Annotated in this window: 15 protein-coding genes; 12 read left to right on the top strand and 3 right to left on the bottom strand. The window is 75.2% G+C overall.

The genetic code is table 11. The features are described from left to right. The first annotated feature begins 90 nt into the window (after window positions 1–90). Window positions 91–1095, top strand: coding sequence for a LysR family transcriptional regulator (locus ACFVFS_RS34425; protein WP_380628816.1), 1005 nt, complete (start codon window positions 91–93; stop codon window positions 1093–1095). Between the two features lie 98 nt (window positions 1096–1193). Here ACFVFS_RS34425 and ACFVFS_RS34420 read toward each other — a convergent pair whose 3' ends face one another. Next, on the bottom strand, window positions 1194–1520 hold the full coding sequence (locus ACFVFS_RS34420; RefSeq protein ID WP_344333088.1) for a WhiB family transcriptional regulator: 327 nt from the start codon (window positions 1518–1520) through the stop codon (window positions 1194–1196). A 572-nt stretch (window positions 1521–2092) separates the two neighbouring features. On the opposite strand from ACFVFS_RS34420, the gene ACFVFS_RS34415 reads away from it, so the two are divergent. From ACFVFS_RS34415 to ACFVFS_RS34400, 4 genes are all read left to right on the top strand, one after another. Beyond that, window positions 2093–2704, top strand: a complete 612-nt coding sequence (locus tag ACFVFS_RS34415; protein ID WP_014136228.1) for a response regulator transcription factor — start codon at window positions 2093–2095, stop codon at window positions 2702–2704. Between the two features lie 317 nt (window positions 2705–3021). Continuing rightward, window positions 3022–3690: an RNA polymerase sigma factor ShbA gene (shbA, locus tag ACFVFS_RS34410; protein ID WP_380628815.1), complete on the top strand. Its 669-nt coding sequence runs from the start codon at window positions 3022–3024 to the stop codon at window positions 3688–3690. 277 nt (window positions 3691–3967) lie between these two features. Beyond that, complete coding sequence (gene guaB / locus ACFVFS_RS34405) at window positions 3968–5473, top strand: IMP dehydrogenase (RefSeq protein ID WP_380628814.1); 1506 nt, start codon at window positions 3968–3970, stop codon at window positions 5471–5473. A 181-nt stretch (window positions 5474–5654) separates the two neighbouring features. Continuing rightward, the gene (locus ACFVFS_RS34400; RefSeq protein ID WP_376086106.1) at window positions 5655–6782 is read left to right on the top strand and encodes a GuaB3 family IMP dehydrogenase-related protein; all 1128 of its coding nucleotides are present in this window, start codon (window positions 5655–5657) and stop codon (window positions 6780–6782) included. A 99-nt stretch (window positions 6783–6881) separates the two neighbouring features. On the opposite strand, the gene ACFVFS_RS34395 is transcribed toward ACFVFS_RS34400, so the two are convergent. Further along, a complete protein-coding gene (locus tag ACFVFS_RS34395; protein WP_380628813.1) occupies window positions 6882–7508 on the bottom strand; it encodes a hypothetical protein in 627 nt (208 codons plus the stop codon). A 254-nt stretch (window positions 7509–7762) separates the two neighbouring features. On the opposite strand from ACFVFS_RS34395, the gene ACFVFS_RS34390 reads away from it, so the two are divergent. Then, on the top strand, window positions 7763–9634 hold the full coding sequence (locus tag ACFVFS_RS34390; protein WP_380628812.1) for a protein kinase: 1872 nt from the start codon (window positions 7763–7765) through the stop codon (window positions 9632–9634). 18 nt (window positions 9635–9652) lie between these two features. Here ACFVFS_RS34390 and ACFVFS_RS34385 read toward each other — a convergent pair whose 3' ends face one another. Then, on the bottom strand, window positions 9653–10198 hold the full coding sequence (locus tag ACFVFS_RS34385) for an SHOCT domain-containing protein (RefSeq protein ID WP_380628811.1): 546 nt from the start codon (window positions 10196–10198) through the stop codon (window positions 9653–9655). A gap of 83 nt (window positions 10199–10281) precedes the next feature. Here ACFVFS_RS34385 and ACFVFS_RS34380 point away from each other — a divergent pair, with 83 nt between their 5' ends. The 6 genes from ACFVFS_RS34380 to guaA all read left to right on the top strand — a co-directional run bounded on the left by ACFVFS_RS34380 (window position 10282) and on the right by guaA (window position 21359). After that, a complete protein-coding gene (locus ACFVFS_RS34380) occupies window positions 10282–11370 on the top strand; it encodes a hypothetical protein (protein WP_380628810.1) in 1089 nt (362 codons plus the stop codon). 169 nt (window positions 11371–11539) lie between these two features. Next, window positions 11540–13306: a protein kinase gene (locus ACFVFS_RS34375; RefSeq protein ID WP_380628809.1), complete on the top strand. Its 1767-nt coding sequence runs from the start codon at window positions 11540–11542 to the stop codon at window positions 13304–13306. A 78-nt stretch (window positions 13307–13384) separates the two neighbouring features. After that, entirely contained in the window at window positions 13385–15028 is a 1644-nt protein-coding gene (locus ACFVFS_RS34370; RefSeq protein ID WP_380628808.1) for a succinic semialdehyde dehydrogenase, read from the top strand. A 57-nt stretch (window positions 15029–15085) separates the two neighbouring features. Then, on the top strand, window positions 15086–16876 hold the full coding sequence (locus ACFVFS_RS34365) for a GMC oxidoreductase (RefSeq protein ID WP_380628807.1): 1791 nt from the start codon (window positions 15086–15088) through the stop codon (window positions 16874–16876). A gap of 174 nt (window positions 16877–17050) precedes the next feature. Further along, window positions 17051–18745 (top strand): hypothetical protein, encoded by a 1695-nt coding sequence (locus ACFVFS_RS34360; protein WP_380628806.1) that lies wholly within the window; start codon window positions 17051–17053, stop codon window positions 18743–18745. Between the two features lie 1018 nt (window positions 18746–19763). Then, window positions 19764–21359: a glutamine-hydrolyzing GMP synthase gene (gene guaA, locus ACFVFS_RS34355; RefSeq protein WP_380628805.1), complete on the top strand. Its 1596-nt coding sequence runs from the start codon at window positions 19764–19766 to the stop codon at window positions 21357–21359. The last annotated feature ends 153 nt before the right edge of the window (window positions 21360–21512 follow it).

Below are 21512 nucleotides of genomic sequence, written 5' to 3'. Positions count from 1 at the left end.
GGCCGGGCCTGCGGCCGTTCCTGGCTGTTCCAGCTTTCAACTATCAGTTGAATTTTGCGTATTGCAAAGAATTCCTTATATCTTGGTGGCATGATCGAGGCCCGCCACCTGCGCGTCCTGCGTTCCGTCGCCCGCACCGGCTCCTTCTCCGCCGCGGCCCGCGAGCTGGGCTGCACCCAGCCCGCCATCAGCCAGCAGATGAAGGCCCTGGAGAAGTCCGTGGACACCCCGCTGGTGGTCCGCTCGGGCCGCGGGATGCAGCTGAGCGAGGCCGGGCGCATCCTGCTCAAGCACGCCACCGGGATCCTCGCCGGGCTCTCCGCCGCGGAGGAGGAGGTGGCGGCGATCGCCGGGCTGCGGGCCGGGCGGGTCCGGCTGGTGTCCTTCCCGACCGCCAGCTCTACCCTGGTGCCGCCGGCCGTCGCCCGGCTGCGGGACAGCCATCCGGGCGTGCGCGTGTCGCTGGTCGAGGCGGAGCCGCCGGAGTCGCTGGCGATGCTGCGCGGCGGCGAGTGCGAGGTCGCGCTGGCCTTCCGCTACCCGCAGGCCCCCGGATCCACCCTCGCGCCGGCGCCCGCGCCCGGGCACGCCACGCCCCGGGAGGCGCGCGCCGAGGCCAATCTGGAGGCCCAGCAGCTGAGCGCCGGGGCCGACTGGTCCGACCTGGTGGTCACCCCGCTGCTGGACGACCCGCTGGTCGGGCTGCTGCCCGCCGGGCACCCGCTGGCCGGGCGCGGCGGGCCGGTCGAGCTGTCCGAACTGGCGGCGGAGCAGTGGATCGCCGGCTGCCCGCAGTGCCGGGGCCATCTGGTGGAGCTGTGCGCGGGCGCCGGCTTCGAGCCGCGGATCGACTTCGCGACCGACGACTACCCGGCGGTGGTCGGGCTGGTGGCCGCCGGGCTCGGGGTGGCGGTGCTGCCCGGGCTGGCGCTGGAGTCGGTGCGTCCCGACGGGGTGGCCCCGGTGGCGGTGCACGCCGCCTCGGGGGCACCGGCGGTGCGCCAGGTGGTCGCGCTGACCCTGCCGGACCTCGCCGAGGTGCCGGCGGTGGCGCTGATACTGGAGCGGCTGGCGGGGGCGGCGGCCGGGCGCTGAGCGGGCGGCGCGCCGGGCCCGCGGAGGCCGGCGGGGGTCCGGGCCGTCCTCACCTGGTGAAGAAACGTTTCTCTCCATGGCGGGACGGAGCCGCGGTCCTAGGGCTGGGCCGCGCTCGGCGCGGCGAGCGGGACTTCCACCAGGCGGTTGCGCGAACGGCCCATCATCTCCTCGCGCTCGTCCTCCGTCAGGCCGCCCCAGACGCCGTACGGCTCGCGGACCGCCAGCGCGTGCGCGGCGCACTCGGTGCGCACCGGGCAGCGCATGCAGACCTCCTTGGCGCTCGCCTCGCGCGAGCTGCGGGCCGCGCCGCGTTCGCCCTCGGGGTGGAAGAAGAGCGAGCTGTCCACACCGCGGCAGGCCGCGGAGAGCTGCCAGTCCCAGAGGTCCGCGTTGGGGCCGGGGAGTCGGGAGAAATCTGCCATGGCTCATTCCCTTCAGAGGTCGTCGACCGCGGGGCCGGTCGCCGGCGGGTTGCGTCGGCGGCGGCACGGCGGGGCGTCCGGCGCGGTGTGGACACCTGGAAATATGACTTACGGCAACTCCATGGACAAGTCACCCACAGACTGGCACAACAGTCAATGACCATACAAAAGCTCTAAAACCGGGCAAAGTGGGCATGGCTGCCGGGTCCGTGATCGCCGGGCGCGAATGTGGCAATCGGGTGGCCGACGGGCGCGCACGGGGTCGCGCGGGTGTGCGGGTTGTACGCCGACCGCGCGCGAGCTGCGCAAAAGTGCGGCGTGTGCACCGCGATGCGGCTGATCGGTAACGGGTCGGCCACGTACAGTGGTGGAGATGGCCCCGAAGGCCGTAACTCATTCGAGTGACGGTCGTTGGATGTGCGGAGGCGGTTAGCGGACGCCGGACGTCGGGAACGATCGCGGGGAATCTCAGGCGATCAGCACGGAGTCTGACGCCGATCGGCCGTGTCGGAGAGGTTCGTACCAGCCAGGAGGCTCAACGTGACGCGGATCAGCTGCGGAGGACGACGGTCATGACTTCCGTTCTCGTTTGCGACGATTCCCCGCTCGCCCGCGAGGCGCTTCGCCGCGCGGTCGCGACCGTACCCGGTGTCGACCGGGTCACCACCGCGACGAACGGGGAGGAGGTCCTCCGCCGCTGGGTGGCCGACCGCTCCGATCTCGTCCTGATGGACGTCCGGATGCCCGGCCTCGGCGGGGTGGAGACGGTCAGGCGGCTGCTGTCCGCCGACCCGGGCGCCCGGATCATCATGCTCACCGTCGCCGAGGACCTCGACGGCGTCGCCCTCGCGGTCGCCGCGGGTGCGCGGGGGTACCTGCACAAGGACGCCTCGCGCGCCGAACTGCGGGCCACCGTCACCCAGGCGCTCGCCGACCCGACCTGGCGGCTCGCCCCCCGCCGGCTGCGCAGCCCGGACATGGGCGCGGCGCCGACCTTGACGGCGCGTGAGATCCAGGTGCTCGAAGGCATGAGCCACGGCCGCAGCAACGCCGAGATCGGCCGTGAGCTGTTCCTCTCCGAGGACACCGTCAAGACGCACGCCCGACGGCTGTTCAAGAAGCTCGGCGCCTCGGACCGCGCGCACGCGGTGGCGCTGGGCTTCCGCTGGGGTCTGGTCCGCTGACCGCCGCCGGCACCGCCGGTTCCGGCACGCTCCGCGCGATTGTCCGCGCGGGGGCGTGTGACGTTACGGTCCCGAGGTTGCACCATGGAGGGGTGGAGCACCTCGGGGACCAGCGGACAGGAACTGCGGCGAACCACGCAGCCGCAGGAGACTCGGCGGACGGCGCCGCGGCCGGGGCGACCCGGGGCGGCGGGGCGGGAGGCGGGACGGTGCAGGAGGGGCCGGTGGTGCGGGCCGGTGCGGCACCGCATAACGTTCCGGTGCACAACTCCGGACGCGGTGCCGCGTTTTCCCGCGCGACCAGGCACCATGGACCGATGCGTGACGACGTGACCGGGGCTCCCGGTGAGGCCGACCCGGTGGAGGCCGAGCCCTCCGCGCCCGGGCCCGGCCCGGCGTACGCGGAACCGGCCGACGGACCCGGCGCGCTCGCCGAGCTCGTGGCGGCCGCCGTCCGGGGCGAGGGCCCGGCGATCGACGCCCTGCTCGCCCACGTCCACCCGCTGGCGCTGCGGTACTGCCGCGGCCGGCTGGTCCGGCTGCCCGGCGGTGCCCGGCACCACGTGGACGACATCGCCCAGGAGGTCTGCGTGGCGGTGCTCTGCGCGCTGCCCCGCTACCGGGACCAGGGGCGCCCGTTCGAGGCCTTCGTCTACGGGATCGCCGCGCACAAGATCGCCGATCTGCAGCGGGCCGCGATGCGCGGGCCCGGTTCGACGGTGGTCCCGCAGGACGACCTGCCGGAGGTGCCGGACGACGCGCTCGGCCCGGAGGAGCGGGCGCTGCTGAGCAGCGACGCGGCCTGGGCGAAGGAGCTGCTCTCCAACCTGCCGGCCCGGCAGCGCGAGCTGGTGCTGCTGCGGGTGGCCGCCGGGCTCTCGGCGGAGGAGACCGGCGAGGTGCTCGGGATGTCCCCGGGGGCCGTCCGGGTCGCCCAGCACCGCGCGCTGAGCCGGCTCCGGGCGCTCGCGGAGGAGTCCTCCTAGCCGTCCTCCCGGTGCCGGGGGGGCTTTTCGACCGGCCGGAATGGCCCATGGCCCGGCTGTGTTGTCAAGGGCACACGAGAGCGCATTCGCGGTGCCAGTACCATGGGGTATCGGCGCCTGGGCGGGTCGCCAAAGTTTCGACGGTGTGCGCGGGTTCCTCCTGGAGGATCCTCCAAAAGCCACCGCGCTTTCGGCGGTCCGAGCGAGTGAGCTGATGACAGCGCCCCCACCCTCAGGGCGCGAGCTGATCGAGCCGGCCACGGAAGGTACCCCCGAAATGTCTTACAACGCCGCAGGCGTACCCGAGAAGTTCGCGATGCTCGGACTCACGTACGACGACGTCCTGCTGCTGCCGGGGGCGTCCGAGGTGCTGCCGAACCAGGTCGACACCTCCTCGCGGGTCTCGCGCAACGTGCGCGTCAACATCCCGCTGCTCTCCGCGGCGATGGACAAGGTCACCGAGTCGCGGATGGCGATCGCGATGGCCCGCCAGGGCGGCGTCGGCGTCCTGCACCGCAACCTGTCGGTCGAGGACCAGGCCAACCAGGTCGACCTGGTGAAGCGCTCCGAGTCCGGCATGGTCACCGACCCGATCACGGTCGGCCCGGAGACCACGCTCGCCGAGGCCGACGCGCTCTGTGCCAAGTTCCGGATCTCCGGCGTGCCGATCGCCGACGAGTCCGGCAAGCTGCTCGGCATCGTCACCAACCGCGACATGGCCTTCGAGACGGACCGCACCCGCCAGGTCCGCGAGATCATGACCCCGATGCCGCTGATCACCGGCAGGGTCGGCATCTCCGGCGTCGACGCGATGGCGCTGCTCCGCCGCCACAAGATCGAGAAGCTGCCGCTGGTCGACGACGACGGCCGGATCAAGGGCCTCATCACCGTCAAGGACTTCGTCAAGGCCGAGCAGTACCCGAACGCCGCCAAGGACTCCGAGGGCCGGCTGCTGGTCGGCGCCGCCGTCGGCGCCAGCGCGGAGGCCTTCGACCGCGCCCAGGCCCTGGTCGAGGCGGGCGTGGACTTCCTGGTCGTCGACACCTCGCACGGCCACAGCCACAACGCGCTGGCCTGGATCGAGAAGATCAAGTCGGCGGTCAAGGTCGACGTGGTCGGCGGCAACGTCGCCACCCGCGACGGCGCCCAGGCGCTGATCGACGCCGGCGTGGACGGCGTCAAGGTCGGCGTCGGCCCGGGCTCGATCTGCACCACCCGCGTGGTCGCCGGCATCGGCGTCCCGCAGGTCACCGCGATCTACGAGGCCGCGCTGGCCTGCCAGGCGGCCGGCGTGCCGGTCATCGGCGACGGCGGCCTGCAGTACTCCGGCGACATCGGCAAGGCGCTCGCCGCCGGTGCCGACACCGTGATGCTGGGCTCGCTGCTGGCCGGCTGCGAGGAGTCCCCGGGCGAGCTGCTGTTCATCAACGGCAAGCAGTACAAGTCCTACCGCGGCATGGGCTCGCTGGGCGCCATGCAGTCCCGCGGCCAGGGCCGCTCCTACTCCAAGGACCGCTACTTCCAGGCCGAGGTCGCCTCGGACGACAAGCTGGTCCCCGAGGGCATCGAGGGCCAGGTGCCCTACCGCGGCCCGCTCTCCGCGGTGCTGCACCAGCTGGTCGGCGGCCTGCGCCAGACCATGGGCTACGTCGGCGCCGCCAACGTCGCCGAGATGGAGAGCAAGGGCCGGTTCGTCCGGATCACCTCGGCGGGCCTCAAGGAGAGCCACCCGCACGACATCCAGATGACCGTCGAGGCGCCGAACTACAGCGCCCGCCGCTGATCCGGTCGCTCGGCCGCAGGGCCCGCCACCCCTCGGTGGCGGGCCCTGCGGGCTGTCCGGGGACCGCCCACCGGGGGACCGGGGGCCGGGCGGGGCCGTGCGGGGGCGGACGGGTGCGGGATACTGGGGGGCGGCCGGGGTGACCCGGCGGGCATGAGCAATACCACCAGAAGGGCTCGAAGTGACTGAGATCGAGATCGGGCGAGGCAAGCGCGGCCGCCGGGCGTACTCCTTCGACGACATCGCCGTCGTCCCCAGCCGCCGTACGCGTGACCCGAAGGAGGTCTCGATCGCCTGGCAGATCGACGCCTACCGCTTCGAGCTGCCGTTCCTGGCCGCTCCCATGGACAGCGTGGTCTCGCCGCAGCAGGCCATCGCCATCGGCCGGCTCGGCGGCCTGGGCGTGCTGAACCTGGAAGGCCTCTGGACCCGTTACGAGGACCCGCAGCCGCTGCTCGACGAGATCGCCTCGATCACCGACGAGTCCGCCGCGACCCGCCGCCTGCAGGAGATCTACGCCGAGCCGATCAAGGCCGAGCTGATCAAGCAGCGGATCCAGGAGGTCCGCGACTCCGGCGTGGTCACCGCCGCCGCGCTCTCGCCGCAGCGCACCGCCGAGTTCTCCAAGGCCGTCGTGGACGCCGGGGTCGACGTCTTCGTCATCCGCGGCACCACCGTCTCGGCCGAGCACGTCTCCGGCGCCGCCGAGCCGCTGAACCTGAAGCAGTTCATCTACGAGCTGGACGTCCCGGTCATCGTCGGCGGCTGCGCCACCTACACCGCCGCGCTGCACCTGATGCGCACCGGCGCGGCCGGCGTGCTGGTCGGCTTCGGCGGCGGCGCCGCGCACACCACCCGCAACGTGCTCGGCATCCAGGTGCCGATGGCCACCGCCGTCGCCGACGTGGCCGCCGCCCGCCGCGACTACATGGACGAGTCCGGCGGCCGCTACGTGCACGTCATCGCGGACGGCGGCGTCGGCTACAGCGGCGACATCCCGAAGGCGGTCGCCTGCGGCGCCGACGCGGTGATGATCGGTGCCGCGCTGGCCCGGGCCACCGACGCGCCCGGCCGCGGCTACCACTGGGGCATGGAGGCCGTCCACGAGGAGCTGCCGCGCGGCAAGCGGGTCGACCTCGGCACCGTCGGCAGCACCGAGGAGATCCTCACCGGCCCGTCGCACACCCCGGACGGCACCATGAACCTGTTCGGCGCGCTGCGCCGGGCGATGGCGACCACCGGGTACACCGAGCTCAAGGAGTTCCAGCGGGTCGAGGTGACCGTCAACCCGGCGCTCAACCACCGCTGAGCCGGTTCCTCCCGGGCCCCCGTCGCACCGCGCGACGGGGGCCCGTGCCGTGTCCGGCGGGAGCGTGCGGCCACCGGCGGTGCGGCCACCGGCGGGCGGCTACTGGCGGGTGGCGGCGCGGCGGGTCAGCAGGTAGCCGCCGATCACGGCGATGCCGTAGAAGACCAGGTCCAGCGGGCGGCGGCCGTCGCGCCAGAGCGGGAGGGCGTCGTGCAGCAGCTCGCCGTACCCGGTGCCGGCCAGCTCGTGCAGCCGGCGGGTCCGGGCGAGCACCTGGCCGAGGAACAGCGCGCCGGACGCCAGCAGGGCGCCCAGCGGCGGCAGCAGCCGGCTCGGGCCGCCGAGCCGTCCCAGCGGCCAGGCGACCGCCGCCGCCGGGGCGATGGCCAACCAGCCGACGGTGTCCTCCGCACGGGTCGGCGCGCAGCCGAACGCCGCGGCGCCGCCCAGCATCGCGAGCACGGCCAGCGCCACGGCCGGGCCTGTCCGGTACCGGGGGCGACGGCGCCGCGGGGCGCCGTCGGCGCCGCCGGTGCCGTCGGCCGCCCGGTCGGGGGCGGCGGCGGGGGCGGCCGGGTCGGCGGGGCGGTAACCGGCCACCGGGGCGCCGGGCATGCCGGGGGCCGCGTACCCCTCGGGGGTCTCCGGCTCCGGTGCGACCGAGAAGTGCGGGGCCGTGGGCGGTCGGCCCGACTGGCCGTCAGCGCCCGACGAGGATGCGGTCATGAACGTCGTGTTCCCCCCGGAAAGACGGTGAGCTGCCGAACGGTAGCAGGGGCCGGAGCGGGGTCGACAGAGTTTTCGATCACAGATCGGGCACGGACCGCCGCCCCGGACCGGGGGGCGTGCCAGGGTGGCCGGGGGCCGGGTGGTCGGGGACGCGCGTGACAGGGGATGATGGAGGCTTGGGCGTTCGGGCCCGACGCCGGTCCGACACGCCGTCATCACGACCGCCAGCAGCACATGGGGGAACGTTCCGAATGACCCAGGCGCAGGGTTCCACCGGCCGCCTCCTGGCCGGCCGCTACCGGCTGAACGTGGTGCTCGGGCGCGGCGGCATGGGTACCGTCTGGCGCGCCGAGGACGAGATGCTGGGCCGGACGGTCGCGGTCAAGGAACTGCGGATGAACGCCAGCGTGGAGGAGGACGAGAAGCACCGGCTGATCGTCCGGACCCTCCGCGAGGCCAAGGCGACCGCGCGGATCCGGCACAACTCGGCGGTCACCGTCTTCGACGTGGTCGAGGAGGACGACCGGCCGTGGATCGTCATGGAGCTGGTCGAGTCGCGCTCGCTGGCCGACGTGGTCCGGGAGGACGGGCCGCTGGCGCCGGCCCGGGCGGCGGAGATCGCGCTGGACGTGCTCGGCGTGCTGAGCGCCGCGCACGCGCTCGGCATCCTGCACCGGGACGTCAAGCCGTCCAACGTGCTGATCGGCGAGGACGGCCGGGTGGTGCTCACCGACTTCGGCATCGCCAGCGTGGAGGGCGACACCTCGGTGACCTCCACCGGCATGCTGGTCGGCGCGCCCTCCTACATCTCCCCGGAGCGGGCCCAGGGGCAGAAGCCCGGACCGCCGGCCGACCTGTGGTCGCTGGGCGGCACCCTGTACGCGATGGTCGAGGGCCGTCCGCCGTACGACCGGGGCTCGGCGCTGGCCACCCTGACGGCGGTGATGACGGAGGAGCTGACCGCTCCGGCGAACGCCGGGCCGCTGCTTCCGGTGATCGAGGGACTGCTGGCCAAGGACCCGGCGGAGCGGCTGACCGCCTCGCAGACCCGGTCGATGCTCAAGCGGGTGGTCGCGGAGGCGACCGCGCGGGCCGAGTCGACCACCGAGCAGGCGGTGCCGGTCGCGGAGGGCGGGCGGAAGCCCCTGGTCGGCGGGCTGCTCGGGACCGTCCGGGTGGGCAGCCGGGCCGGGGAGGCCGGGAGCGGGAAGCCCTCGGCGGTGCCGGTGGCGCCCGCGGGGCCGAAGGAGCAGGCGGAGCCGTCCGGGCCGTCCGGGCCGGCGGGACCCGCGGAGCCGTCGGGGACGGCGGGCCCGGAGACCGAGGCGGCCAGGCCGGTGACCAGTGAGTGGACGCTGGGCGCGACCCAGGCGGCCGGTGCGGACCCGCGCACCGGCCGGCGGCGCCTCGCCGTGGCGACGGTCGTGGTGGTGCTGCTGCTGATCGCGGGCGTGGTCGCGCTGGTCCAGGCGCTCGGCGACTCCGGAGACGGCTCGGCGGAGGGCGCGCGCGGCACCGCGGCGGCGGACGTCACGCCGGGTGACGCGGCGGCGCCGGCGCCCACCCCGGAGGGCGCCGCCCCGGCGGAGAGCACGGCGGCGGAGCCCGCGCCCGTGCCCAGCGCCACGCCCACGCCCACGCCAACGCCCGCGCCGACCCCGACGGCCACCGGGGCCGTCGTGCCGGCCGGGTACCACGAGTACAAGGACCCGACCGGCTTCTCGATCGTGCTGCCCGACTGGCTGCAGCCGTCGGGCTCGGAGTCGATCCGCCGCACCTTCAAGGGCAACGGCAGCACCCTGCGGATCGAGTGGACGACCACGCCGGGGCCCAGCGCGCTCGCCGACTGGCAGGACGCCGAGCCGGGCCTGCGCGGCCAGGTGACCAACTACCAGCGGGTGCAGCTGCAGTCCGTCGCCTACCGCGAGTGGACCAACGCCGCCGACTGGGAGTGGATCAGCGGCAGCTCGCGCTCGCACTCGCTGAACCGGGGCTTCGTCACCGGCTCCCCGGCCAAGTACGGCTACGCGATCTACTGGACCACGCCGGACGCGGACTGGGCCGCGCCGCAGAACGCCCAGGCCCGGCAGACCGCGTTCGACACCTTCCAGCCCGCGCCCTGAGCATGCTCCGGAAGGTCGTCAGCCGATCAGGCGCTGCTTCGCCCGGGTGAACTCCTCGTCGGTGAGGGCGCCGGCGGTGTGCAGGGCGGCCAGCCGTTCCAGCTGGTCCAGCAGCTCGGCGCCGGAGGCGGCGGGTGCGGGGCCGGCGGGGGCCGGGCCGGCCGGCGCCTTCCGGGAGGCCTCGCGGGCCAGTCGGGCCGTGGCGCGGAGCTGTTCGGCGAAGACCTCCGCCTTGACCACGTCCTCGAAGCGGTGCGAGCCGGTCAGCGCGACCACCAGCAGCACCTCGCCGTTGATCCGGGTCCGGGTGACGGTCGCGTCGGTGACCGCCTCCAGCGGAACCGGGACCGGGGGCTTGCCGTCCTTCAGGAAGAGCAGCCGGTGGGTGGTCAGGACCAGGACTCCCTTGCGGAAGTGGTCGGGGTGGCGTCCGGCCGTGGAGGCGACCGGGCGTTCGTCGGGGGCGACGTTCGCCTCGACGGAGCGCAGGGCGGCGTCCCGGTTGTCCTTGTTGCTGTTGCCGGCCACGTCGAAGGCCGCGTCGATCAGATCGGTCCAGTCCATGGAGCGAGGGTAATCCGCCGCCGCGCGGTGCCTTCCGCGGCCGGCCAGGGCCTAGGCTTGGCGGTGAGCGGAGAGGAACACGCATGCGAGCGGGCCCGGGGCAGGTGCTGGCGGGGCGTTACCGGCTGATCGACCGTCCGGGGGCGCTGAGCGCGTTCGCCGTGGACGAGCGGAGCGGCGACCTCGTGCGGCTGCGTGCGTGGGAGCTTCCGGCGCGGCTGACCGGGGGTCAGGAGCCGGACGGCGCCGGGCCGGTGCACGGGGATCGGCTGGTGCGCCGGGTGGCGGAGGTCGGTGCCGCGGCGCCGCGGCATCCGCGACTGCTGCAGGGGGCCGGGGCGTTCGTCGAGGGCGACCTGCTCTGGACCGTCGAGGAGGGCCCGGCCGGGCGGCCGCTGGCCGAGGTGCTCGCGGAGGGCCCGCTGGCGCCGTACCGGGCGGCGGAGGTGGCGGCCGACCTCGCCGCGGCGCTGCGGACGCTGCACGACGAGGGCCTGGCGCACGGGAACCTGACCGCCGATTCGGTGCTGGTCTGCGAGGACGGCGCGGCGCTGCTGGGCGGGCTGCTGCCGGGGGCGGCCGAGGAGGTGCTGGCCGAGGAGCTGGGCGGCCCGGGCGGCAGGCGCCGCTACGAGGTCCGGGCCGAGCTGGTCGGGCCGGTGGCCGAGCGCTGGCCGCTGGACGGCGGCCCGGCGGGTGACTGCTGGGCGCTCGGGGTGCTGCTGCACCGGATGGCGACCGGTCGCGCGCCGTACCCGGAGAGCGGGGTGCCGGAGCTGGTGACGGCGGTGCGGGAGGGGCGGCGGGTCCCGTCGGAGGCGTGCGGGCCGCTGGGGCCGATGGTGGAGCGGCTGGTGCAGCCCGATCCGGCGCGGCGCCCGACGGCGGCGGAGATCCGGCTGGAGCTGGCGGAGCTGCTGGCGGGCGCGCCGGAGCCGACGGCCGGGGAGCGGGCGGTGCCGCCTCCGGTGCCGGAGCCGCGCCGTCCGGCCGCGCGGCGCGGCGCGGCCCGTCGCGGCGGTGCGGCGGAGACCGGAGGGGCGCGGGCGGAGGCGTCCGGCCCGGCCCGGCCGCCGCGGATCCCGCCGGCGCTGCTGGGGCCGTTCCTGGTCGGCGGGGTGTTCCTGCTGCTGGTCCTCGGTGTGGTGGCCGTCGTGCTGTTCGCAGGCTGACGGGGCCGGTGGGACCCTGGTCGCCACCGTGGCGGGTAGGGGAGATTACCGGGGGGCGGCCGGGGCGCCTAATGTGTCCGTGGGACGAGTTCGATTCAGTGGTCCGCACCGAGTGGTCCCGGGCCCTCCGTCGCGGTGACGGCGGGTGGATGAGGGGGAGCGGTCGCGGATGGGCGCGCAGGACCGGCCGGAGTCGGCCGAGGCGGAGCGGCTGCTGGCCGGGCGCTACGAGCTGGGTGAGCGGCTGGGCCGCGGCGGGATGGGCACGGTGTGGCGGGCCCGGGACCGGATGCTGGACCGCGAGGTCGCGGTCAAGGAGCTGACCGTCAACCACCTCCCCGAGGAGGAGCTCCAGATCCTGCACGCCCGGATGAAGCGGGAGGCCGCCGCGGCCGCCCGGATCAAGCACCCCGGTGTGATCACGGTGCACGACGTGCTGGAGCAGGACGGCCGGCCGTGGATCGTCATGGAGCTGGTCGACGGCCGCTCGCTGGCCGACGTGATCAGCCAGGACGGCACGCTGCCGCCGCGTGCCGCCGCCGAGGTGGGCGGCCAGGTGCTGGCGGCGCTGCACCGGGGCCACCAACTGGGCGTGCTGCACCGGGACGTGAAGCCGGCCAACGTGCTGCTGGAGCACGGGACCGGGCGGGCGGTGCTGCTGGACTTCGGGATCGCGACGTACGAGGGCTCGGCCGAACTGACCCGGCCGGGTGACCTGGTCGGGTCGCCGGACTACCTGGCGCCGGAGCGGGCGCAGGGCGAGCGCCCGGGCCCGGCCTCCGACCTCTGGGGGCTCGGGGCGACGCTGTACGCGGCGGTGGAGGGCGACTCGCCGTTCCGCCGCACCTCGCCGCTGACCACGCTGGCCGCGGTGGTCGGCGATCCGCTGCCGGAGCCGCGCCGGGCGGGGCCGCTGGGGCCGGTGCTGGCCGCGCTGATGGCCAAGGACCCGGCGGACCGGCCGACCGCGGACGAGGCGTCCCGGATGCTGGCCGAGGTGCAGGCCGGGCACACCATGGGGTTCAAGCCGGTCGCTCCGGTGCGGATGCCGACCCAGTCGGTGCCGGTGGTGGACCGGTCGGGCGAGCCGGGCGAGGCGGCGGAGCCGGAGCAGCCGGGCCCGGCGGACGGGCGGCCGGCGGCGGCTCCGGAGGCGGTCACCGTGCCGCGTTCGGTGGCGGCCGCGGCGGTGGCCGAGGAGCCGCCGGCGGTGCCGGCCGTCGGGGACGGGCCGACCTGGGAGGTCCGCGAGGGGGCGCCCACCGGACCGGTCGCGCCGGGGGCGTACGCCGATGTGCCGGTGCGCCGTTCGGCCGGGCGCCGACGCGTGCCGCTGGTCGTGGCGGTCGTGCTGGCGGTCCTGCTCGCCGGGGGCGCCGCCGGAGCGCTCTACCTGGCGGACCGCGACGGCGGACCGGGCGGGGCCGGGCCGACCGCGGCCGAGTCCCTGCCGGCCGAGGCCGACGGCACGCCCGCGCCGCCCGCCGGCTACCGCTGGGTGGACGACCCGGCGGGCTTCCGCTTCCCGCTGCCCGAGGGCACCCCGGCCTGGCAGCGCACCAGCACGTCCGACAACCAGATCTACTACAGCCCCGACAACAAGGTGCACTACCTGCAGTTCGCGGTCACCGTCGGCCAGTCGGTCCGGCCGCTGGAGCACATGCGGCAGATGGAGAGCACCGTCTCCAAGTCGCTGAAGGAGTACAAGCAGCACAAGCTGACCAGCGTCGCGGTGAACGGCCACGAGGCCGCGGTCTGGGAGTTCAGCTACCTGGCCAAGGAGGGCGGCCGCCGCCGGGCGATCGAGGCCGAGTTCATCGACAAGGACGGCACCAGCTACGCGATCTACTCGTCCAGCCCGGAGCGGGGCAGCGAGTGGAACGAGGCCGAGCAGCGGTTCAACGCGGTCCTGCACTACTTCACCCCCACCCGCTGACCGACGGCCGCGGCGGGTGCCCGTTTTGTTGTTACCGACGGGTACCGAATCGGGCGCGAAGCGCCTAGGCTGCGCCCTATGACGGACCTCACAGCAGCTGCCACGGCCCACGAACCCGCCGGCACCGGCGCGCCGGGCCGCAACCCCGCCGCGCCCGGCGGGGGCCGCACCGTCGCCTCGGCCGTGCCGCCGTCGCTGGTCGCCCGCCTCGCCGCCGGGATCACCGCCACCGGCGAGCCCAGCGTGGTGGACACCGTCGCCCCGCTGACCGGCGAACGGCTGGCCGGCCTGCCGCAGTCCACCCCGGCGGACGTCGAGGTCGCCTTCGAGCTGGCCCGGCGCGCCCAGCCGGCCTGGGCCGCGCTGTCGGTCCGCCGCCGGGCCGCCGTCCTGCTGCGCTTCCACGACCTGCTGATCAAGCGGCAGGACGAGGTGCTCGACCTCATCCAGGCGGAGACCGGCAAGGCCCGGCTGCACGCCTTCGAGGAGGTCCTCGCCGTCGCCATCGCCGCCCGCCACTACGGCCGCTCCGCCCCGGCCTACCTGCGCGACAAGCGGCACCTCGGCGCGGTGCCGCTGCTCACCCAGGCGATCGAGGCCCGCCGCCCCAAGGGCGTGATCGGCCACATCTCGCCGTGGAACTACCCGCTGGAGCTGTCCGTCGGCGACGCCCTGCCGGCCTTCGTGGCGGGCAACGCGGTGGTCAACAAGCCGGACACGCAGACCGCGCTGACCGCGCTCTGGGCCCGCGAGCTGCTGATCGAGGCCGGGCTGCCGGCCGACCTGTGGCAGGTCGTGATCGGCGACGGCCCGGTGATCGGCCCGGCCGTGGTCGAGCACGGCGACTACGTCTCGTTCACCGGCTCCACCCGCACCGGCCGCGACGTCGCCCGGCGCGCCGCCGAACGGCTGGTCGGCGCCTCGCTGGAGCTCGGCGGCAAGAACGCCATGCTGGTGCTCGCCGACGCCGACCTCGACCGGGCCGCCGAGGGCGCCGTCCGGGCCTGCTTCTCCTCGGCCGGACAGCTCTGCATCTCGATCGAGCGGCTGCTGGTGCACCGTTCGGTGGCCGACGAGTTCCTGGCCGGGTTCGCCGCCCGCACCCGGGCGCTGCGGCTCGGCGGCGGCCTGGCGTACGGGGCCGACATGGGCTCGCTGGTCTCCGGGCGGCAGCTGGAGACCACCACCCGGCACGTCGCGGAGGCGGTGGAGGCCGGGGCCACCGTGGTGGCCGGCGGGAAGGCCCGGCCGGACCTCGGCCCGTTCTTCTACGAGCCGACCATCCTGGACGGCGTCACCCCGGACATGGCGGTGTGCGGCGAGGAGACCTTCGGCCCGGTGGTCTCCGTCTACCGCTTCGACACCGAGGAGGAGGCGGTGGCCGCCGCCAACGCCACCCCGTACGGCCTCAACTCCAGCGTCTGGACCAGGGACGTCCGGCGCGGCCGGGCGGTCGCGGCCCGGCTGCGCACCGGCACGGTCAACGTCAACGAGGCCTACGGCGCGGCGTACGGCTCGGCCGGCTCGCCGATGGGCGGCATGGGCGACTCCGGGCTCGGCCGGCGGCACGGCGCGGAGGGCATCCTGCGGTTCACCGAGGCGCAGACGATCGCCAGCCAGCGGCTGCTGCCGCTCGCCCCGGCGCCCGGCCAGGACGACCGGCAGTACGCGGCGATGATGACCGCCGGGCTGCGGATGCTGAAGGCGCTGCGCGTCCGCTAGCCGCGGCGTCGGCCGACACCCCCGTTTCGTGGACGACTTCCGAAGGAGCAGTGGCAGATGGTGGGTTCGGCTGAGGACCGGGAGTTCGACTACGACGTGGTCGTGGTCGGCTCCGGTTTCGGCGGGTCGGTCTCGGCGCTGCGGCTGACCGAGAAGGGGTACCGGGTCGCCGTCCTGGAGGCCGGGCGCCGCTTCGACCGAGACGAACTGCCCCGGAACTCCTGGGACGTGGCCAACTACCTGTGGGCGCCGAAGCTCGGCCTCTACGGCATCCAGCGGATCCACCTGCTGGCCAATGTGCTGATCCTGGCCGGCGCCGGGGTCGGCGGCGGCTCGCTGAACTACGCCAACACCCTCTACGTGCCGCCGAAGGCGTTCTTCGAGGACCGCCAGTGGCGCCACATCACGGACTGGCAGGAGGAGCTGGCGCCCTTCTACGACCAGGCCCGGCGGATGCTCGGGGTGCGGCTCAACCCGACCGTCACCCCGTCCGACGTCCACCTGCGGGCGGCCGCCGAGCGGATGGGCGTCGGCGACACCTTCCACATGGCGCCGGTCGGGGTCTTCTTCGGCGACGGCGAGGACGGCGACGGCACGGCGAAGGCGGCCCCGGGCGCCGAGGTGGCCGACCCGTACTTCGGCGGCGCCGGCCCGGCCCGCCGGGCCTGCGTCGAGTGCGGCGAGTGCATGACCGGCTGCCGGCACGGCGCCAAGAACACGCTGACCGAGAACTACCTGTACCTGGCCGAGCGGGGCGGCGCCGAGATCCACCCGCTGACCACGGTGGCCCGGATCCGCGAGTGGGGCGGGGGCTTCGCGGTGGACGTCCGGCGCACCGACGGCCGCTCCACCACGGATCCGGTCAAGGCCGGGGCGCGGACGATCACCGCGGCGCGGGTGGTGGTCGCGGCGGGCACCTACGGCACCCAGTCCCTGCTGCACCGGATGCGCGCGGCCGGCCACCTGCCCCGGATCTCCGCCCGGCTCGGCGAGCTGACCCGGACCAACTCCGAGGCGCTGGTGGGGGCGCAGACCACCGACCGGCGGTACGGCGCCCGCGCGGACTTCACCAAGGGCGTGGCGATCACCTCCTCGATCCACCCGGACGAGAACACCCACATCGAGCCGGTCCGCTACGGCAGGGGCTCCAACGCGATGGGCGCGCTGTCGATCGCCCAGGTGGCCGGCGGCGGGCGGGTCCCGCGCTGGCTGCGCTACCTCGGCAACTCGGTCAAGCACCCGGTGACCTTCGCCCGGTCGATGAACCAGCACCGGTGGTCCGAGAAGACGATCATCGGCCTGGTGATGCAGTCGCTGGACAACTCGATCACCGTCTCGCTGAAGGAGAAGGGCCTCGGCAAGGGCGCGCTGACCTCCCGCCAGGGCCACGGCGCGCCCAACCCGACCTGGATCCCGGCCGCCGAGCGCGGCGCCCGGGCGCTCGCCGAGGAGATCAACGGCTTCCCCGGCGGCAGCGTCGGCGAGATCTTCGACATCCCGATGACCGCGCACTTCCTGGGCGGCTGTCCGATCGGCGACTCCCCGCTGACCGGCGTCGTCGACCCGTACCACCGGCTCTACGGGTACCCCGGGATCAGCGTGGTGGACGGTGCGGCGGTCTCCGCCAACCTCGGGGTCAACCCGTCGCTGACCATCACGGCGCAGGCCGAGCGGGCCATGTCGATGTGGCCCAACAAGGGCGAGCGGGACGCCCGTCCGGCGCCCGGCGAGGACTACCGCCGGGTCGCCGCCGTCCCGCCGGCCGCCCCGGCGGTGCCGGACGGCGCGTTCGGAGCGCTGCGGCTGCCGCTGCTGGCGGTGCCGGAGGTGCCGAAGAAGCGGGCCTGACCCGCAGGGCCGCCGGGCGGGCGCACGGGCCGGGGGCGCCCCGGGACGCCCCCGGAGACGCCCCGGCGCCCTTCCGGTGGCGCGTGACCGGTTGACAGCCGTCCGTACCCGATGGGAGAAAGGGGCGCCCTGGGGGACCAGGAGATCGTTCGTTCGGACGGGGGGACGCGGTCCATGTCCATCTGCGCATCCTGCGGCGCGGCTTCGGCGGAGGGGGCGCTCGGCTGCGCGTCCTGCGGGAGGCCGCTGGTGCCGCCGCCGGTCCTGCCGCCACCGCCGCCGTCCGCGCCGCCTGCCGTGCCGCCCTCCGTCCCACCCGCCGGCGCGCCCTCCGCCGAGCTGCCGCCGCCGGTGCTGCCCCCGGCGCCACCGGTCCCGCCCGGGCCGCCGGCCCCCGGCGGGCCCTGGGGCGCGGGCCGGCCGTACGACCCGGCCGCCGGCCGGCCCGCCGCGCTCGCCCTGCTGACCGGCGCCGACTGGCGCCCGGCGCTGCGCGCGGTCGTCGCGCCCACCGCCGTGCTGCTGCTGGCCGCGCTCGTCGTCGCGATCCCGGGGGAGTTCTTCCCCTACACCGGCGTCCTCGACCCGCCCTCCTACGGCAAGCGCTTCGGCACCGCGCTGGCGATCGTCCTCGGCGCCCTCGGCGCGCCGTTCCGGCTGAACGTCGGCACCGGCGACCGGTCCGACCTCGCGAGCGGCACCGAGGTACTGGTCCGCGCGGTGCCGCTGACCGTCACCGTGCTGTGGCTGCTCGCGCTCTGGCTCGGCCTGCGGATCGGGGCGCGCCGCGCCCAGGAGCGCACCGGCGAGCAGCAGACCCGACGGCAGGCGGCCGGCGAGGCCGTGCGCACCGCCGCGGTCGCGGTCGCGGTGACCGCGCTGATCGGCCTGGTCTGCGGCGCCGGCTGGCAGGAGGGCGGCCCCGTCGACCTGGACGACCTGGACGCCCGGGGGCTGGGCCGGGCCGCCTACGAGTCCTCGGCCGGCTGGATCGAGGCGGCCGGCTGGACGGCGCTGCTCGCCGGGCTGCTCGCGTTCGCCGTGTACGGCACGGACGCGCTGCGCTGGGCGGCCTGGCGCAACCGGGCGGTGCGCGGCTGGGCGGTCGCCGGGCTGGCGGCCGGCCGCGCGCTGGCGGTCTCGGTCGGCCTGGCGTCGGCGGTCGGCCTCGTGGTGGCCGTGGTCCTGGGCGAGGACGGCGAGGGGGGCGGGCCGACCGGCAGTGCGTGGACCTTCCTGCCCAACATCGGCCTGATGCTGCTCGGACTGGGCTCCGGGGCGACCTTCCGGACCAGGAGCGAGGTGCCGGTCGCCGACGACTCGGACTGGTACCGGGAGCCGCGGGACGTCGACGACTACTCCTTCTTCGACCTGCACGGCGCGAACGGCGACTGGCGCTGGTCCGGGCTGCTCGCCCTGGTCGCCGCCGCGGTGCTCGGCTGGACGGCGTACCGGCGGCGGCTCGACGCCGCGGACCGGCTCCGGCTGGCGGCGGTGTACACCGCGGGGCTCAGCCTGCTGATGCCGGTGGCCGGGATGCTGAGCTCCTCGAAGGCCACCGTCCGCGTCCTCGGCCGGAGCCAGGACACCGGGTTCGAGAGCGCGCTCTCGCTGGTGCCGTGGACGCTGCTGGTGGCCAACGCCGTCTGGGCGGCGGTCGGCGCGCTGGCGCTTCCGCCGCTGCTGGCGGCCCGCGACCGGCGGGCGGAGGCGCCGCCGGCGGCGGTGCCGGCGCAGCCCGAGGGGGAGTACCCCGCCGGTGGGCTGGTCTCGGAGGTGATCGGCTCGGGCGACGGGCCGCGGCCCGCCGAGCGGCGGCCGGAGGACGAGGGCCCGGTGGACCCCAGCGTGTGGAGCCGCCGCCCCTAGGGACCGAAGCGCCCCGGACAGGGCAAAGGGCCCCGCGGGGGAACGGGGCCCTTTGTCGTTCAGCACTCGGCGTCAGGGCCGCGCCGGTGCTGGGTGACGGCGCCGGGGGAGGAGCGCCGTCGGGAGGGTTGGCTCGGTGGTCGCGCCACCGCTCCGGCGGGGGTGGGCCGGCGCGCGCGGGCGCACAGTGCCGCGGCGGCGGTCCGGCGGGAATGCCCGCATCGGACCATCGCTCACGGAGCGTGAGGCGATCATCGTTGCCACCGGGGGTCTCGGCGGCACCGGGACGGTACTCCGCGGGTAGCCCTTCGGCCATCGGGAGAACCTCTTCCACGCAGCATCGTCCTGGACGAAGGGCTTGCTCTGCAACCGATTCGGCATGATTCGGTACAGGCCGTTTCCGGCCGGGCCGGCCGCCGGCCCGAGGTGGGGCCCGCCGCGCCCGGCGCCGGGGAGGTCGGCGGAGGGGCGGCAGTGATGATCACGGTGCGTAATGGCGCTGGCCGGAGCGCACGGGGATGCGCGCAGCGGCGCGGGGACGGCCGACGGGGTGCGCCGGGATCGCGGCGGGTGCGGCGGCCGGCCCCGGGCGTCCCCGGCGGCCGACCGCCCCACCTCCTTGGTCCAGTCGCGGCCGGGTTCGCTGTCCCCTGCTGGCCGGCCGCAGCACCCGCGCGCGGTCCCACGGCGCGCCGCTCCCCGGCCGGGGCCGGTTCTCCGCGACGGCGCCACGCGCGCCGGTGGACTGGGGGTGAGCTCCACGCGTGGTCCTGCAGTGCCGTACGGGGGCGCCCTGGCCGGGGCGGGGGCGACGCGTCTGGCGGGCGCGGCGCGGATCGTACGGTCCGCCCGGAGCAACGAACCGGTGGCCGCGGCGGTCACGGCCGGTGGGGCGGGCAGACGAGTGAAACGGGTCGGCCCGGTAGACTCGGTGGCAGACCCCCGCCCGTCGCCCGCCGTGCACCCTCCGTAGGGCGCGCCGCGCGACACCTTTCGTACCGCTGCCGGAAGGCCGTCCGTGTCCTCTGCTACTCCCGTCCAGTCCGCACCCGAGACCGACACCGTCCTGGTCGTCGACTTCGGTGCCCAGTACGCCCAGCTCATCGCCCGTCGGGTGCGTGAGGCCCGGGTCTACAGCGAGATCGTGCCGAGCAGCATGCCGGTCGCCGAGATGCTCGCCAAGAACCCGAAGGCGATCATCCTCTCCGGCGGTCCCTCCTCGGTCTACGAGGACGGCGCCCCGCAGCTCGACCGCGCGATCTTCGAGGCCGGCGTGCCGGTCTTCGGCATGTGCTACGGCTTCCAGCTGATGGCCAAGACGCTCGGCGGCACCGTCGACAACACCGGCGCCCGGGAGTACGGCCGCACCCCGCTGACCGTCTCGCGCACCGGCTCGACCCTGTTCGAGGGCGTCCCGGCGGAGCACTCGGTGTGGATGTCGCACGGCGACGCCTGCTCCGCGGCCCCCGCGGGCTTCACCGTCACCGCCTCCACCGACGTGGTGCCGGTCGCGGCCTTCGAGAACGACGAGGCCCGCCTCTACGGCGTCCAGTACCACCCCGAGGTGCTGCACTCCGACCACGGCCAGCAGGTCCTGGAGCACTTCCTCTACCGCGGCGCCGGCCTCGCCCCGACCTGGACCACCGGCAACGTGGTCGAGGAGCAGGTCGCGGCGATCCGCGCCCAGGTCGGCACCAAGCGCGCGATCTGCGGCCTGTCCGGCGGCGTGGACTCGGCGGTCGCCGCCGCCCTGGTCAACAAGGCCATCGGCGACCGGCTGACCTGCGTCTACGTCGACCACGGCCTGATGCGCAAGGGCGAGACCGAGCAGGTCGAGAAGGACTTCGTGGCCGCCACCGGCGTGCAGCTGAAGGTCGTCGACGCGCAGGAGCGCTTCCTCGACGCGCTGAAGGGCGTCAGCGACCCGGAGGAGAAGCGCAAGATCATCGGCCGGGAGTTCATCCGGGTCTTCGAGCAGGCGCAGGCCGAGATCATCGCCGAGGCCGGCGAGCACGGCGAGTCGGTCGACTTCCTCGTCCAGGGCACCCTGTACCCGGACGTGGTGGAGTCCGGCGGCGGCACCGGCACCGCCAACATCAAGTCCCACCACAACGTCGGCGGCCTGCCCGAGGACCTCCAGTTCGCGCTGGTCGAGCCGCTGCGCAAGCTGTTCAAGGACGAGGTCCGGATGGTCGGCCAGGAGCTGGGCCTGCCGGAGGAGATCGTCCAGCGCCAGCCGTTCCCGGGCCCGGGCCTGGGCATCCGGATCGTCGGCGAGGTCACCAGGGAGCGCCTGGACCTGCTGCGCGAGGCCGACGCGATCGCCCGCGAGGAGCTGACCGCGGCCGGCCTGGACCGCGAGATCTGGCAGTGCCCGGTCGTCCTGCTGGCGGACGTCCGCAGCGTCGGCGTCCAGGGCGACGGCCGCACCTACGGCCACCCGATCGTGCTGCGCCCGGTGTCCTCGGAGGACGCCATGACGGCCGACTGGTCGCGCCTGCCGTACGACGTGCTGGCCCGCATCTCCACCCGGATCACCAACGAGGTCCGCGACGTCAACCGCGTCGTGCTGGACTGCACCAGCAAGCCGCCGGGCACCATCGAGTGGGAGTGAGCACTCCCCGCCCCGGCCGGTCCTGAACCGGCTTGAACGGCCGCGCCGTCGAACCCGTACCAGGGCTGGGCGGCGCGGCCCGGGGCGGGGGGCGGGGCCCCCCCCCCGGGGGCCGCCCCCCCCACCCCCGCACCACCCGGGCGCAATGGGCCC

The organism is Kitasatospora sp. NPDC057692 (assembly GCF_042799475.1).
Classification (GTDB): Bacteria; Actinomycetota; Actinomycetes; order Streptomycetales; family Streptomycetaceae; genus Kitasatospora.
Note: the sequence above shows the minus strand (reverse complement) of the source record. Positions and strands in the feature narration are given on the sequence as shown.